Source organism: Adhaeretor mobilis (assembly GCF_007741515.1).
GTDB lineage: Bacteria > Planctomycetota > Planctomycetia > Pirellulales > Lacipirellulaceae > Adhaeretor > Adhaeretor mobilis.
Genome location: NZ_CP036263.1, coordinates 1,805,321 through 1,819,843, shown reverse-complemented (window position 1 = coordinate 1,819,843; position 14,523 = coordinate 1,805,321). Strand labels below are relative to the sequence as shown.

The following is a 14,523-nucleotide window of genomic DNA, read 5'->3' as shown; positions in this document are numbered from 1 at the left end:
GAATCGCTTCAGACCTACGATTCCCCACGGTAAAGAATGCCATTATCGACGGCGACGTCTTGTCTGTTTCTGTTTCTTCAAATCAAAGTCCAGATCATCGCGATCGCCTGAGATTTCTACCGTCAACGTCGAGCGAGCATTGTAAACCTCGGGGATGTACTGCTCCATCTGATCCATCATTTCCGTGCTACCCTCGTCGGCCTCGATCTTACGTCCGCTGGGGCGATCGGCGTAGATGACGACTTTGTAAGTTCCTTCGGTAGGACCTTCGTATTGAGGAACACTGTACTGGCCGTCGACAACATCAGTACCCGCCGGCTCAACTGTGCCAGGTTTCGTGGAAACGAAGCCAATGTTCCCATTGGTTACCGGCTGGCCGTCGAAAGTGACTTTGCCGCTGATGGCAAACCGACCCTCGGCACCGTCACCACCGCATCCGATCAGCGGACAAACGGCCATGACTACGGTTAGAAACTTTGCTGAAAGAAGAAGCCTATCGCACACCATAAAGTTTTGACCATTTGCCAAGCTAAAAAATTAGAACTGGCCAGAAGAGGCGATTTCCTCACCATCAGGGGTGGCTAGGGCATGCCATACGTCGCGGTCGATCGAATCGTTGATGAAGCGAGTGGAGGCGTCCGCCATGGCCAAGTTGACGCCACCCGGGTGGTAGCTGCGCGCGAGTTGCTGCCAGACACCGCTCCAGTTACCCGCCGAGGTTCCTCGGCAGGGAGAAATTTCCGAGGCAGCATTCCGATCGCAATACCGTGTCCAATCTTCGATCTTCCACGCGGGATTAAACGGGTTTCGTGCTTGCAATGGCATGTTCGGCGGCCAGTCGTGCATATACAAGGCAGCCGGCCCAAAGTGCATCGCTCCACGAGTATCCGTTTCAGGGACTAATCTCAACTCACAGATTGCTGCCGTGTTGCTCGTTCCATCGGTAAACTGAGCGAAAGACCGTCCCTCAATATTTCCGGTAATGGGCTTGTCATCGGAGTCCCCTGCCCCTGACGGCAAGCCGGCAACGACAAACGCTCCGAGCGAAGTCATGTGCACAGCCGCGTCGTTGTGGTGGCCTCGAACTAACAACGGATTGGCGCTCGAGTTGCCGGCAACCTCTGCCTCCCACCCTCTCAATGCTTCACTCGGTGAGAGGTCCTGGGCGTAATAGAATCCGCGACCAGCATTGGCTACATAGTTTCCTCGTGCACCATAGAAGTCGTTGACAATACCTATCTCGGCCGGCTGATACGCTTCCGAAGGACAGCTGAACAGATTAAGAGTGAGGTGGTGTGCTTTGTCCCCCTGATTGAATCGGCCCAAGTGTGGGACGCTCCAATCGGTTGCAGAAGCCACACCGGTCTCTTCAATGTAGGGCATCAACAACGTTACCCAACTCAGCACGCTTTTTACGTCGCGCGACGAGGGTGAGATGCTCATATCCCCTCTTCTAACGTCTGCAGGTGGCAATGCTTCTCGGGCACTGGCGTAGTTATGCACTGCCAAGCCAAGATTGTGCAGGTTATTGACGCACTGCGTCCTTCGAGCCGCTTCGCGAGCAGCCTGTACCGCAGGCAGAAGTAACCCAACCAGAACTCCGATGATTGCGATCACCACCAAGAGTTCAACGAGAGTAAACGCTCGGCTTGCCAAGCTAGATGTGCGACGCATAACAACTCTACTCCCTCTTAAGCTTTACAGCTTGAAAGTCAGGCAAATCGTTTTGAGCCGGAATTTCGCCAAGAAGGCTTCAATTCGGGCCTATCAGGATTGACTAAACACAGAATAACGCACCAAGGAAATATTGTCAAACTATACATCCATAGTCTAACCACAATCCACCCGGGGACTTGAGTCGTCCACCTGAACCAAACAGTCAGAGCGCGAAACCGAGCAAAGTTGGAGCGTCTGCCCAATTAGTTGAGACTCGTCCGTTTCACTTCTAGTCGCCTCTTGATTGTGGCCTGCTCCCCAAAACCTAGTCGATGTTTGCGGATAACTTGCGGGCCGAGTGAATAGCTCTCATGCCGCCGGTGCAATCAAGTTCAAACAAAAAACAACTTGCCGACCTGAGGCTCGTTGTTGCGGAAATGCAATGCATCGGGAAGCATCGTTTCATAATTCGCTTTGTGTGCTTGAGTCTCCATATTTCGCCTCCTTTCGGTTTGAGGTGAGAATTCTGCCGCGAACTACTGGATGCGCCAACGCCGTGGACTTCTTGGGGATGCTAGTCGGATGTCGATAGGGAGATACCAAACAGCTTCTGCTGAAATCGCAACGCGACACCGACTAAGCCAATCATCACCGGGACCTCCACCAAAGGACCAATGACAGCAGCAAACGCCACTCCAGAATTGATACCAAATACTGCGATGGCTACCGCAATCGCCAGTTCAAAATTATTGCTCGCCGCCGTAAAGGCCAGCGTTGTGGTCTTCGAGTAGTCCGCTCCGACCTGTTGGCCCATAAAAAAGCTCACCAAGAACATCACGACGAAGTAAATCAGTAGTGGCACAGCGATCAGCAGTACGTCAAAGGGGATGCGTACAATCTGATCTCCCTTGAGACTGAACATCACTAGAATGGTGAATAAGAGCGCCACCAAAGTCAGTGGACTAATTCGCGGGATAAAGATCTCTTCGTACCACTGGCGGCCCTTCGCCTTGAGGAGCACGAAACGTGTGAGCATTCCTGCAAGGAATGGAATGCCGAGATAGATAAGTACACTCTCCGCAATCTGCCTCATGCTGACCATCACGACGCTCCCTTTAAGCCCCAATAGTGGTGGCAGCCATGTGATAAAAAACCAAGCGTAGACACTATAGAACAGCACCTGAAAGACACTGTTGAAGGCAACTAGTCCAGCGGCATATTCCGTGTCGCCTTTGGCCAGATCATTCCACACGATGACCATCGCAATGCATCGGGCCAACCCAATGAGAATCAGACCCGTCATGTACTCGGGGTAGTCACGTAAAAACATCACTGCCAATGCGAACATCAGCACGGGGCCGATCACCCAGTTTTGGACAAGCGACAGTCCGAGGATTTTCCAATTGCGGAATACGTCGCCCAATTCCTCGTACTTCACCTTTGCCAAGGGCGGATACATCATCAGAATCAGTCCGATGGCGATCGGAATGTTTGTCGTACCGACTTGAAATCGATTAATAAATTCTTCGGTCCCTGGCAGAAAATAACCGGCGGCTACGCCAACGGCCATGGCCAGAAATATCCAGAGCGTGAGAAAACGATCGAGAAAACCGAGCCTGCCATTGGGGCAACCGAGCGACTCACTTCCCGCAGTTTTGACGTCATCCATGATTGGCACTCTCCAGCGTGGCAGGCAGTGAGGCAACAAAATCACGGATTTCGTCGCGGACCCGTCGGTAGTGGGCAAGACCTTCTTCCTCGGTCGCGGAATCGCGGGCAAGGCGTGGCGGGTCATCAAAAGGCTGGTGAATCACTTTAGCACTGCCAGAAAAAACAGGGCACGATTCGGCCGCGTTGTCACACACGGTCACGACGTAGTCGAAGTCGACGAGCTTCAAATCATCGACGTGCTGCGACTCCTGGCCTGTAATGTCAATGCCTGCCTCGGCCATGACTTTCACTGCATTTGGGTTGAGCCCGTGTGTCTCGATTCCCGCCGAATAGGCCTCGATCACATCTAATTTGAGCTCCCGCGCCCAACCTTCGGCCATTTGGCTACGGCATGAATTGCCGGTACAGAGGAAGAGTATTTTAAGCACTGTTGTCGAGGTTCCTGATCGATTCGCTATTATTGACCTGAGAGCTAGGGAGAGTCACTTTAACAGCACTCGTCGCACTCATGTTGGGTCAGGCGCTGGAGATCCGTCTGCAACGGTTCCATTTCTCGCAGGCATGATTTGACGCAACGCAATAGCGTTTTCCGTAGTCCATTCGCGCCGCGAGTAGCACGATAATATTTCCATTTCCCTTCGTCACGGACCGTGACGAGCTCGGCTCGACGCAGATAGGCCAGATGACGCGAGACCTTGGGCTGTTCCTCTTCGAGCAACTCACACAGATCACAAACACACAACTCCTGCTCTACAAGCAAGTTTAGCAGTCTCAAGCGAGTGGCATCTGCAAACGCCTGAAACACTTCTGTGGAATCTGCTATCGCTGCTGTCATATTCGATTTCCCATATATGTCATTCTTACTGCTCAGAACGACTGCCGTCAAGTCGATTCATAGCATTCTAACTTGATGCCGGAAAGTTGCCATGCCTTGCAAATGATCGGACTACGCACTCCAGTTCCTCTCCATTTCTTAATCTCGTTCCCGTTGACTACTTCGGCTGATCTCAATATATCTGGATAGACGAATATGAAAAGGCGGTCGAATGATTGACAAATCAACAGACCGATCTAGTCCAGCCTCATGTCATTTCAACGGAAGGAGTATGACGATCATGGGTAAGCGAAGTACCTCTCTAGGATTTCTCTCTTTGGGCATTCTTGCGACCGCGATGTTGGCGAGCGATTGTTTAGCCGTCAACACGGCTGATCTCGACCCAACGTCAAGTGAAACCCGCTATCAGTTCTTACTGTTTTGGAAACAGGCAGACGCCGCAACGTCACAAGCCAGACAGACGCTGGATGCGTTTGCTGCGAAACGAGTCGGGCAATTGATCGTCTCTGATATCCGCGTGGGCGATCCAGCGGCTCAAAAGCTCGTCAAGCACTACGGAGTCAGCCGAGCACCGATGCCGCTTGTATTGACAGTTGCCCCGAATGGGGCGGTAACCGAAGCCATCATGCACCCTCTCGATGACAAAAAGCTTGCCGCGGCCATCGTGAGTCCCGCGTCGGCTGACTGCCTGAAGGGCATGCAGGACGGCAAGATTGTGTTCGTCTGCGTACATCGCCAGGGAACCAGCCCCAAAGATGGCGCCTTTGAAGGTGTGCAGCAGTTCGCTGCGGACAAAAACTACCGCAAAGTAACGCAATTAGTGCACGTCGATCCAGTTGATCCCAAAGAAGGCACACTCTTGAAGCAGCTGAAGATCGATCCGCAGACGTGTTCGCCCACAACGGTGATGGTAGCACCTTCGGGGGCCACGCTCGGCAAATTCGTCGGAAGCACAACCAAGGCCGAATTTGTCAAAACTCTCACCGCTTTGAAATCTGCTTGCTGCCCAGGCGGTACGTGTGGGCCGAACGGTTGCTGCCCCAAATAATAGCCGTCCTTCCCTAACTCCCAAAGAGAGCAGAGTAATATCATGCGAATTTACGATATTGTCATGCGTGAAATTCTTGAGCGCAAGAGTCAGATGATGATGAGCTTCATCGCCATCTTCTTGGGGATTACCGCTGTGGTTGCCATTAAGAACATCAGCTATTTTTCGGAGAGAGCCGTTGAACGCGAACTCGACACGCTCGGTGCCAACGTCTTGATCTTGCCTAAAGCGGTAACGTTGCAAGACTACTACTCGGCCGATCTTCATGACGAAGTGATTCCCGAGGAGTACGTCCTACGACTCACGATGTCGGACATTGAGGGCGTCGACAACCTCTCGCCCAAACTCTGTGTACCCGTAGAACTCAGCGACAGAAATTTCACCCTCACGGGAATTCTGCCTAAAAGTGAGTTCCGGGCGAAGTCCGCCTGGGCAGGAGCAGGTATTTTCGGTCGCCCGTTGGGATGCGGTGTTGTCGAAGGATTGGAAGAACAGCCTGAAGACAAGCAGACACTCATTCGCAAACGTGTGATCGAGACCCTAGAAGCTGACGAAGTGCTTCTCGGAGCTGAGGTGGCAACAGCGACACTCATCAGCGAAGGGGACTCGCTAGAACTGCTTGGCCAGCCCTTTAAGGTAATTGCAGTCTTGCCCGAAACGGGTACGGTCGACGACTCGCGAGTCTTTGCGCACTTGCATACCGTGCAAGAGTTGTCGGGCAAGGGAGAAGTCGTCAATGCCATCGAAGTCGTCGGCTGTTGCAAGCAGATTGCCGCCGGTTTGGTCGACGGTATCAACACCTTGCTTCCAGATGCGAAGGTCGTAACCGTGACGCAAATCGCGAAGGCACAGGTCACGATCAACGAAATGCTTCGCAAAGTCTCGCTGGCCTTTATTGGAATTATCGTAGTTGTCGGTGGCGCCAGCATCGCAAACTACATGTACTCGAACGTGTCGGAACGTCGCCGAGAGATCGGCACTATGATGGCACTGGGCGCAACACCCTCTCAGGTGCTGCGGATGTTGCTCATCAAAGCAGCGCTGCTAGGAATCGTCGGCGGGCTTACCGGTTATGCCGCTGGGACTTTGCTGGCGATGAAAGTAGGCCCACATTTCGCGGGCGTGCCCGTACTTCCGATGCCCGTTTTAATGGGATGGGCCTTGGGGCTTTCACTACTCATCGCCCTCGCAGCGAGCTACTTTCCTGCCCGCCGCGCAGCCAATCTTGACCCATGCATTTGCTTACAGGAGGTTTAGTCATGATCACACTCGAACAAGTCACGAAACATTACCGCCACCGCCAAGGTGAAGTCGTCGGCCTCAACGGCATCGACCTGACTATCAACAGCGGAGAGTTCATTTCGTTGACAGGCCCGAGCGGCAGTGGCAAGAGCACCCTCTTACTTATGTTGGGCACAATGATGTCCCCAACCGCCGGCCGTGTTCTCGTGGACGACACTTCCGTTTACGACCTCTGCGTCGCTCGTCGAACGCAATTACGGCGATCCAAAATTGGCTTCGTGTTTCAAACATTTAACCTCATCCCGTACCTTACAGCGCTGCAAAATGTTCAGCTCCCTTTGACGCTGACGGGCAAACCTATCCCCGCTCAGGTTAGTCGTGCGAGTGAATTGCTCGAACGCGTCGGTCTCGCCGAACGCATGGACCACAAGCCAAGCGAACTGAGCATCGGCCAGCAGCAGCGGGTGGCACTGGCAAGAACATTGGCAAATGATCCGGAGATCATTCTCGCTGATGAGCCAACAGGCAATCTTGATCCCGACACGCGCACCCAAATTTTAGAGTTCTTCGAAGAGTTTAACCGCGAGGGCAAAACGGTAGTCATCGTTACGCACGACCCGGCGGTTGCTGAGATGGCCCACCGAACTGTGAGAATTGTGGAAGGTCATATCGTCCACGCTGATATGGCTAGTCAAAACACTGCTGTTAGTGTCGCGTGAAGTGACAGTCCGATGATATGAAACACTTGAGGTTCACCTTTGGCGATGCGCTCGACGGAATGAGCGACTCGAATTGCAACAAGCAAGTGCCATCAGTAACAAAACCAAACTGGCAGCCTCTGGCACGGTAGTCGAAGCAAAGGCCGCAGGAACTCCCATACCGAAGTTATCTCGCCAGATAGTGTAGTCGGCAGCGTCTACAGAGCCATCCTTGTTTCCATCAGCGGCTAGGCCTGAACCGGTCATATCGAAGTCTTGTTGCCAGGTGAGAAAATCTTGCCCATCGACACCACCATCGGAATCGTAATCGCCAACTGGCCTAGGTGCGATTGTTGATTCAATCCAACTAAGGTTGTCTGGACTTAAGAACGTGGCATCCGTATCTGAACCATAGCCTGGAAAGATGTTGGCAAAGGAAGTTATTGCTGCCAGCTGGAAAACGCCACTTACATCTACGAACCATCCGCCGCCCGAATCTCCCGGAGCCCCAAGCATGCCAAGCGTTTAAAACCCCGATTCACTAGGCCCTCGAAACTCTGCCTCGATATATCCAATAGGTCTATCGATGCCAGATAGACTATTCACTCCAGCACGTCGGTTGCCGTCTATGGGTAGCAACCCTGTAGAAGGAGTTCCAGGCTGACCATAGCCAACCATGCTCAAGGCATTGCCAACCTGGACGCTACCCTCATACATTTGAGTTAAGATAACAGTTGTAAATGGATTACTGAAGTAGAGGAGTGCTAAATCAGGTCCGTTCCCAATGCTAAGGTAATCTGGGTGAAGGAACCATTCTGTAGCGTGCTGATTTTCTCCGAGACCGTTAAGGAAATTGTCCGTAACACCTACGCGATATCCTTCAGAGAAACTCTTGAGCTTGCCATCGTTAGCAATCAATGCGTGAGCGGCAGTCAATACCCAGTGCTCGTTAATGAGGACACTACTTCCACCAAAAGTTGCAACTCCTCCATCGACCGTTCCCAATCAACCGACTTCTGGAAAGAAGTCAGCGTATTCAAGGTATGCAGACTCCGGTGTTGTCGAAACGTTGTGCATCAGCCCAGCATTCGCTTTCGACGTAAAGACGAATGTGGTGAATAAGACAATTGCAGAATAAACAAACGAAGACGGGATTCCCGCTGCAAGGGCAAATCCGATAGATGACGGGATTCTACGGGGCATTGTCAGCATGAGAAGGCCAGAGTGGCTTGTGTACAAACCGACATTTTAGTCTTAATAGTGTCGGGAGTCGAGATTTGGGTACAACAAGGAGTGCAGGGAGGTCGAGGCCTCCAACCAAAATATACTTTGTGAGTGGATTGTCCGTGACCTCCAACTCGAACTCCTTTGAGCAAATGTCTTGAGTAGTTCTGACTCCCCCTCCTGCCAGGGACTGAACCGTGATTTACAGGTACTTTTCAACCAACTTCGGAGGCGGAACGGTGTCAGGAATTCTTCCGTCGCTACGGCGATACAAACACGTACCTGCGCACGCAACTCTGTCGAATGACCATACGTGCAGGCCTAGAACCGTGGCTCAAGCTCTTGAAGAATCTCCGCAGCACTCGCGAAACGGAAATGGTTGAGACTTACCCAATTCACGTTGTGCGATTGGATCGGCAACAGTCCCACTGTCGTGGCGAAGCACTACTTACAAACGACCGACGCCCACTTCACCAAAGTGACGCAAAATGCGACGCAGACAGCAAGAATGGTTCCTAATCGCGTTGCTTCTTCTAGGGTATTTGAGCGTGTGACGTGCCGCGGGCTTTGATTGCCTGCCGCCCCCATATGGTAGACCACGACTAAGTCGTTGAGCCCCTCTTGGGATTGTAGATATTGTCTTGCAAGAGACGGAAAGTCGCCACTGATGCATGTCGAATCTTCATGCAGGACGGTGGGATGCATGGAGCAGATGCACATCAGGCCTATCAAGCTTTGGTCTTGAGTCGAGCGGGCGACAAGCACCGGCAGTTCAGGGATCGAAGGCCCTGCGGGATTGTGGCGATTTGTCCCTAGTCCGTGCACTTCAGAAACGACCAGTCCCACCTCCGCTGGCTGAGCGTACTTGAATGCTTGAGTGCCTGCGTCGACGATTCCATTTATCAACTTTCTTAGGTAAGTCGGATCGGGCTTAGGGACTACCCTATCTTCAGAATTACTGAGCATACTCATCGTGATCGGACCGGAGTGGGTATGCGTTGCAGTAATCATGATGTGCTCAGCCGGCATACCCGTCTGCTGACTGATTTCACCGCGCGCTTCAGCCACTTGCTCCTTTGTCAGGAAAATCACATCCACGGCCACGAATAGAGTGCCACTCTGCCCGTCACTCAGATAGATCGCGGAAGCGAGCAGTGGATCATGAACACTTGTGCTAGTTCGTTCGCAGTGCGGATACCCAAATAGAAATTGCGGAGTGTCCGGAGTCACATCCACTTGGGCCGCCCCAGCCTTTCGGTGGAGGTAGGCGTTGTAGTTGGAATTGCTACTCATGAGGGATTGACACATTGCGCGAGGTGGTCATAATCAAACCATATTGGTTATAACCTTTTGCGTGATGGGTTTGCAGCCCCTTTTTGCCACTTTCGAGGTCATTGCCCCAATTGACTGCCACAAGTTCAAAAGTTGCCTATAAGAGCGTAGCGGATATTCTGCGACGACGGATTCTAGCCAACGAACTCAAGGCTGGTGAGCGCCTGCCAACCGAGCGAGAACTGTGTGGCAATTTCTCTGCATCTCGCATCACGATCCGGCGCGCTTTGCAGATCCTGGCGGATGAAACGCTCATTCAGCGACGGCATGGCAGTGGTACTTTTGTAAGCCCTACTCCTTCTCGCAGAATTCCGATTCTTGGCACGGATTTTAGTGGTTCGGTGGCCGCACATGCGCCTGAGCTTGGGCGACGTCTGGAAACTTGGCGATGGCAGTCTGCTCCAGACAACGTCGCCACATCACTTCAGATGAAATCTGACGGGCGTGTCTTGTTCGCGCGACGGATTGACCTACTCAAGGATGATCCAGTTGCGTTCGACGAAGTTTACCTTCCCGAACAGGTGGCTGATCAATTGGACAAGCAAGATCTTAGCGACATCCGATTCCTCGAACGTTGGCAAAAAGTCCAGTCGATCCACATTGACTATTTGACACAAAGTGTGGAAGCAATAGCCGCCGAAACAGCGCATCGCAAACGACTCAAAGGCAAAGTCGGTGCCCCGCTACTCAAGGAAGTCAGCACGATGTTTCTTGCATCAGGCGAAGCGTGTGGACTTTTCACGAGTTACTATCGCAGCGATTTGTTCCGCCTTACTTCGACATTTCGCCTTCAGTCGTCTAGCGAAAATGGGCTGGAGTAAACGCGATGTTGGCCACCCTTATAGAGAACGCGCAGCTAGTACGCCCAGGTCACTGGAGCCGTGCAGGTAGCATCCTGATAAAGGATAGCGTCATCAAGGCCATTGATCCGAAAGCGGATCAGATTGACAGCTCCGTAGTTCGAGTTGATGCAATGGGAGCCTTGCTGACCCCCGGCTTGGTGGACATTCATTGCCATGGAATTCACCAATATCTCTATGAAGCTAGTCCAGAACAGTTTCAAAACGCCTCAGCGGTCTTACCGAGCACTGGTACCACGTGTGTCTTACCCACGCTTTATACGGTCATGAACCGTTCGTCGCTCAGTCATCTAGAGCAATTGAGTGAACAGCTTCCCCTGGTTTCTGGAGCGGCGATGCCGGGGTTTCATTTAGAAGGTCCTTTCTTGGCGTTACCTGGAGCGGGGGCAGAAACGGTTCCGGGTGACTTGGTGTTGCTCGAAGAAGTTCTGTCAGCATCCAAGGGGCGAATTGTGGCGATGTCGATCAGTCCCGACACGCCGAACATTATTCCTGTCATAGAGAGACTCTGCGAACAGAACATCGCGGTCTTCGTCACGCACACTTGCGCCTCGGTAGAGCAAACCCAAGCTGCCATCGAGGCAGGAGCCCGCCATGCGACTCACTTCTACGATGTTTTTCCTGTTCCGGGTGAAACGGATCCTGGCGTGAGACCCGTTGGTGCCGTCGAAACAATTCTGGCTGACAGTCGTTGCTCAGTAGATTTTATTTGCGATGGTGTGCACGCTCATCCGATGGCAATCAGCGCCGCACTGGCAGCCAAAGGTTGGGAAAAAATTATTGCAATTACCGATGCTAACATCGGCGCCGGCCTGGATGAGGGAGTTTACGAAACGCCCTGGGGCTACTCGGTTGAAGTAAGCCATGCTGCGGCTGCGCGAGTCGCTGATGCAGATCATCCCAAACACGGCATGCTGGCTGGTAGCTCTTTAACGATGGACCGAGCGATCGGCAATCTCTTGGGGTGGTTGGATCTTCCGGAATACCAGGTCTGGGCAATGGGCACCACGAATCCAGCAAAGGTAGCTAATCAGCCAGCCAAGGGTGACCTGCGAGTTGGTGCTGATGCCGATTTAGTACTTTGGAAGAATTCAGCGAGCGGACCAAGCCCCCTTAAGACTTGGGTAGCCGGGAACTGTGTTTTCGACGCCAAGGTGCAACCAGTGATTGAAGGTGAAACACAATGACCGAAGTATTTGACTACAGCCCTTCCAAGCACGTACCTTTTCGCGACAAGGCGGAAATCGATCGCTGTCGCGCTATTCGCCGCCAAGACATTGCAGAGCATCCCAACTCGGAGTTTCGCATCAGCGTGGTGAAAGAAAGCGACCTGGGATTCATGTGGGTAACGGACATGTATACCCGAATCAAGCAAGCAGGTGAGGAAGGTCGCCCTTGCGTCATGATGATGCCTAATCCTTGCCCTTCGCTCTACGAGCCCCTGGCGAAGCTCATCAACGCTACTCGCCTGGACTGCAAACACGTCTGGTTTTTTGCGCTCGATGAATACGCCAACGAACATGGCGAGATAGCGCCTGAAGAGTGGCCGCTTGGCTTTATGCACTCGATGCTCAATAGCCTCTATTACCAAATAGATTCGCAGCTGCGTCCCCTGAGAGACCAAGTGTTCGGACCCAACAAGCAGAACATTGACCATTACTACGACCTCATGCAGGAAGCGGGTGGTGTTGACATCAGCTATACGGGCCCTGGTTGGACGGGACACTTAGCTTTTGTAGAACCTGACGCCCCGGAGTTTGCTGGTTCTCTGGAAGAGTTTAAGCAAATGGGAGCTCGAGTCTGTACGCTAAGCCCTTTTACGCTGGCGCAAAACTCAATGCACGGCAGTTTTGGCATGAGTGGAAACTTAGCAGCCGTGCCCCCTATGGCAGCTACGGTCGGCCCCAAAGAAGTGATTGCCGCAAAGCACCGCTGGGAAGTCGCTGCCATTGGCGTGCATGGCACAGCAACTAGCTGGCAACGCATGATTGCGCGGCTTTGCTACCACGGTCCAGTCACCCCAAAACTTCCATCCTCGATTCACCAAGAACTGCGCACCGATTGCTTCATTGGCGAGTCCATCGCAGCCGACATCCAGCCCGATTGGGACAAAGGATATTGATGTAACGAACAGTGCCATCAAAGGTCGTCTGAAATGCACAGTAGCCAAACCGCCAGCCTGAAAAGGCTGAGAGGCTTAGCTCAAAAGTTCTTTCACTAATCAAGGTTAACTAATGTCATCTGCACCTATGCCAACTCCCTCGGCTTAGCTGCTTTACAGAAGTACATGTTCCGTGTTCTTATCGAAGTCGGTCCTGCTGGTCCTTACTGGAGAGTCGTAGTCATGCTACTTGACATAATGTTGTAATGTAACATAATCCCACATATATGACGGGAGTGACTGCCCTGCAATACGCGCATGAAGATTACCAGAGTCTCGGAAAGTCAAGAGAAGGTTCTTTGTGATGCCTCGCGAAATCGATTCATGTTTAGCTTTATTGACCTGCAGGACATGACGTCAGTAGTTGGAAACAGATTACCACACTTTATGGTTTGAATATGCCTGAACTAAAAACTACTACACGCCCTGCCTATCGTTCTCAATGGGCAGCCATCGATCCAGAACGAACGCCCCACATCAATGTCGAGCCGCCGGGTCCAAAGTCCAAAGAGCTGCACGAACGCTGCACGAAATACTTCAAGGGCTTGAGCGGTCAAGTCAAGCTTTTTCCCGTTGCGTTTGAATCAGGAAAAGGCTGCGAGCTGACCGATGTCGATGGCAACCGATACATCGACTTCTCTTCTGGCATCTACGTGACAACCCTCGGCCATTGCCACCCGAAAGTGACCGAAGCGGTACAAAAAGCCGCGGCAACTCTGATGAATTGCCATGACTTTACAACCGACATCAAGACGCGGTTGGTAGAGAAGCTGGCCGAGGTGTTACCTGGGGATCTCAATGGTTTTCAGTTCTACGATTCCGGCACAACTGCCGTCGAAGCAGGGCAACGGGTACTACGCGCCGCCACCGGCAAGCACGAGATGCTTTCCTGTTTCTACGATTATCATGGCAAGACCTATGGCGGAGTCTCTCTTGGCCACATCCGTTCATCCGTCTACGGACCCGTGCGGGCACCAGGCATGCACATGGTCCCTCGTCCGGATGCGTATCGACCGATGTGGGTTAAGGGCGACGGGACGATCGATACGGACAAATACATCGAGTTCTTCGACCAGTACATCGACAAAGGAACGGTAGGGTCGGTGGCTGGTTTTGTCTTGGAACCCATTCAGGGATGGGGTGGCTCGATCATGCCCCCCGACGACTTCTTCCCAAAACTGAGGCAATACTGCGACGAAAAGCAGATTCTCCTGATGGCCGACGAAGTGCTCACCAGCTGGGGGCGCACAGGAAAATGGCTTTGCATGGAGCACTGGGATGTTGTTCCCGACATCGTCTCCATTGGTAAAGGATTTGGCAATGGTTTTCCCGTGACCTGCGTAGCAGTACGCGAGCCCTACAAGGAATCGTTCGAGGCTATTTCCGCATCTAGCAGCTACGGAGGCAATCCGATGGCCTGTGCTGCCGCTCTCGCTTCCACCGAAGTTATCGAAGAAGAGAACTTACTTGAGCGTGCAACGTACTTGGGCGAATTAGCCCTGGAAAGAATGGAGCGCATGAAAGAAGAGCACGCCATGGTTGGAGATGTGCGAGCCAAAGGGTGCCTGATGGGCATCGAGCTTGTCAAAGACAAAGCGACGAAAGAACCGTTCAACGAAGCGGGAGCAATGGTCTACCAGAAGGCGTTTAAGAAGGGACTTGCGTGGATTCCAGCCGGGCACATTCTCAGGATGAGCCCGCCGGTCGTGATGGATGACGACGCTCTATTGAAGGGGCTCGACATCATTGACGAATCAATCGGAGAGACCGCCCGAGAGCTTGGAATGTAGCAGCCT

The 14,523-nt window shown here is 52.6% G+C and carries 15 protein-coding genes; 7 read left to right on the top strand and 8 right to left on the bottom strand.

Going from position 1 to position 14,523, the window contains the following annotated elements; translation table 11 throughout:
• Window positions 1-42 precede the first annotated feature (42 nt).
• From HG15A2_RS07165 to HG15A2_RS07145, 5 genes are all read right to left on the bottom strand, one after another.
• Window positions 43-459, bottom strand: coding sequence for a hypothetical protein (locus tag HG15A2_RS07165; protein ID WP_145059213.1), 417 nt, complete (start codon window positions 457-459; stop codon window positions 43-45).
• Between the two features lie 78 nt (window positions 460-537).
• Window positions 538-1,674, bottom strand: coding sequence for a DUF1559 family PulG-like putative transporter (locus HG15A2_RS07160; RefSeq protein WP_145059211.1), 1,137 nt, complete (start codon window positions 1,672-1,674; stop codon window positions 538-540).
• 556 nt (window positions 1,675-2,230) lie between these two features.
• Window positions 2,231-3,325, bottom strand: a complete 1,095-nt coding sequence (gene arsB / locus HG15A2_RS07155; protein WP_145059209.1) for an ACR3 family arsenite efflux transporter — start codon at window positions 3,323-3,325, stop codon at window positions 2,231-2,233.
• Window positions 3,318-3,755, bottom strand: a complete 438-nt coding sequence (locus HG15A2_RS07150; protein WP_145059207.1) for an arsenate reductase ArsC — start codon at window positions 3,753-3,755, stop codon at window positions 3,318-3,320. The genes arsB and HG15A2_RS07150 overlap by 8 nt, the downstream gene beginning before the upstream one ends.
• A gap of 59 nt (window positions 3,756-3,814) precedes the next feature.
• A complete protein-coding gene (locus HG15A2_RS07145) occupies window positions 3,815-4,162 on the bottom strand; it encodes an ArsR/SmtB family transcription factor (protein ID WP_145059204.1) in 348 nt (115 codons plus the stop codon).
• A gap of 280 nt (window positions 4,163-4,442) precedes the next feature.
• Here HG15A2_RS07145 and HG15A2_RS07140 point away from each other — a divergent pair, with 280 nt between their 5' ends.
• From HG15A2_RS07140 to HG15A2_RS07130, 3 genes are read left to right on the top strand one after another with little or no spacing between them, the layout of a single operon-like run.
• On the top strand, window positions 4,443-5,210 hold the full coding sequence (locus tag HG15A2_RS07140; protein ID WP_145059202.1) for a hypothetical protein: 768 nt from the start codon (window positions 4,443-4,445) through the stop codon (window positions 5,208-5,210).
• A gap of 42 nt (window positions 5,211-5,252) precedes the next feature.
• Window positions 5,253-6,467, top strand: a complete 1,215-nt coding sequence (locus HG15A2_RS07135) for an ABC transporter permease (RefSeq protein ID WP_145059201.1) — start codon at window positions 5,253-5,255, stop codon at window positions 6,465-6,467.
• A gap of 2 nt (window positions 6,468-6,469) precedes the next feature.
• On the top strand, window positions 6,470-7,171 hold the full coding sequence (locus tag HG15A2_RS07130) for an ABC transporter ATP-binding protein (protein ID WP_145059199.1): 702 nt from the start codon (window positions 6,470-6,472) through the stop codon (window positions 7,169-7,171).
• A gap of 33 nt (window positions 7,172-7,204) precedes the next feature.
• Here HG15A2_RS07130 and HG15A2_RS07125 read toward each other — a convergent pair whose 3' ends face one another.
• The 3 genes from HG15A2_RS07125 to HG15A2_RS07115 form a co-directional block, all read right to left on the bottom strand.
• Window positions 7,205-7,666, bottom strand: a complete 462-nt coding sequence (locus HG15A2_RS07125) for a hypothetical protein (RefSeq protein ID WP_145059197.1) — start codon at window positions 7,664-7,666, stop codon at window positions 7,205-7,207.
• A gap of 9 nt (window positions 7,667-7,675) precedes the next feature.
• On the bottom strand, window positions 7,676-8,155 hold the full coding sequence (locus HG15A2_RS25070) for a trypsin-like serine protease (protein ID WP_145059195.1): 480 nt from the start codon (window positions 8,153-8,155) through the stop codon (window positions 7,676-7,678).
• Window positions 8,156-8,818: 663 nt separating this feature from the next.
• Window positions 8,819-9,667 carry a neutral/alkaline non-lysosomal ceramidase N-terminal domain-containing protein gene (locus HG15A2_RS07115; RefSeq protein WP_218932381.1) on the bottom strand — a complete coding sequence of 283 codons (849 nt, stop codon included), beginning with the start codon at window positions 9,665-9,667 and terminating at the stop codon, window positions 8,819-8,821.
• A gap of 110 nt (window positions 9,668-9,777) precedes the next feature.
• On the opposite strand from HG15A2_RS07115, the gene HG15A2_RS07110 reads away from it, so the two are divergent.
• The 4 genes from HG15A2_RS07110 (at window position 9,778) to HG15A2_RS07095 (ending at window position 14,517) form a co-directional block, all read left to right on the top strand.
• Window positions 9,778-10,527 carry a GntR family transcriptional regulator gene (locus tag HG15A2_RS07110; RefSeq protein ID WP_218932050.1) on the top strand — a complete coding sequence of 250 codons (750 nt, stop codon included), beginning with the start codon at window positions 9,778-9,780 and terminating at the stop codon, window positions 10,525-10,527.
• A 5-nt stretch (window positions 10,528-10,532) separates the two neighbouring features.
• On the top strand, window positions 10,533-11,753 hold the full coding sequence (locus HG15A2_RS07105; RefSeq protein WP_145059190.1) for an N-acetylglucosamine-6-phosphate deacetylase: 1,221 nt from the start codon (window positions 10,533-10,535) through the stop codon (window positions 11,751-11,753).
• Window positions 11,750-12,688 (top strand): sugar phosphate isomerase family, encoded by a 939-nt coding sequence (locus HG15A2_RS07100; protein WP_145059188.1) that lies wholly within the window; start codon window positions 11,750-11,752, stop codon window positions 12,686-12,688. Before HG15A2_RS07105 ends, HG15A2_RS07100 begins: the two co-directional genes overlap by 4 nt.
• Before the next feature lie 437 nt (window positions 12,689-13,125).
• On the top strand, window positions 13,126-14,517 hold the full coding sequence (locus HG15A2_RS07095) for an aspartate aminotransferase family protein (RefSeq protein ID WP_145059187.1): 1,392 nt from the start codon (window positions 13,126-13,128) through the stop codon (window positions 14,515-14,517).
• Window positions 14,518-14,523 lie beyond the last annotated feature (6 nt).

What these genes read in the sequence shown, in the direction of transcription:
- arsB (WP_145059209.1), bottom strand. Translation starts at nt 3,325, where the DNA reads ATGGATGACGTCAAAACTGCGGGAAGTGAGTCGCTCGGTTGCCCCAAT.
- HG15A2_RS07140 (WP_145059202.1), top strand. Translation starts at nt 4,443, where the DNA reads ATGGGTAAGCGAAGTACCTCTCTAGGATTTCTCTCTTTGGGCATTCTT.
- HG15A2_RS07145 (WP_145059204.1), bottom strand. Translation starts at nt 4,162, where the DNA reads ATGACAGCAGCGATAGCAGATTCCACAGAAGTGTTTCAGGCGTTTGCA.
- HG15A2_RS07130 (WP_145059199.1), top strand. Translation starts at nt 6,470, where the DNA reads ATGATCACACTCGAACAAGTCACGAAACATTACCGCCACCGCCAAGGT.
- HG15A2_RS07115 (WP_218932381.1), bottom strand. Translation starts at nt 9,667, where the DNA reads ATGAGTAGCAATTCCAACTACAACGCCTACCTCCACCGAAAGGCTGGG.
- HG15A2_RS07105 (WP_145059190.1), top strand. Translation starts at nt 10,533, where the DNA reads ATGTTGGCCACCCTTATAGAGAACGCGCAGCTAGTACGCCCAGGTCAC.
- HG15A2_RS07135 (WP_145059201.1), top strand. Translation starts at nt 5,253, where the DNA reads ATGCGAATTTACGATATTGTCATGCGTGAAATTCTTGAGCGCAAGAGT.
- HG15A2_RS07125 (WP_145059197.1), bottom strand. Translation starts at nt 7,666, where the DNA reads ATGCTTGGGGCTCCGGGAGATTCGGGCGGCGGATGGTTCGTAGATGTA.
- HG15A2_RS07095 (WP_145059187.1), top strand. Translation starts at nt 13,126, where the DNA reads ATGCCTGAACTAAAAACTACTACACGCCCTGCCTATCGTTCTCAATGG.
- HG15A2_RS07100 (WP_145059188.1), top strand. Translation starts at nt 11,750, where the DNA reads ATGACCGAAGTATTTGACTACAGCCCTTCCAAGCACGTACCTTTTCGC.
- HG15A2_RS07160 (WP_145059211.1), bottom strand. Translation starts at nt 1,674, where the DNA reads ATGCGTCGCACATCTAGCTTGGCAAGCCGAGCGTTTACTCTCGTTGAA.
- HG15A2_RS07165 (WP_145059213.1), bottom strand. Translation starts at nt 459, where the DNA reads ATGGCCGTTTGTCCGCTGATCGGATGCGGTGGTGACGGTGCCGAGGGT.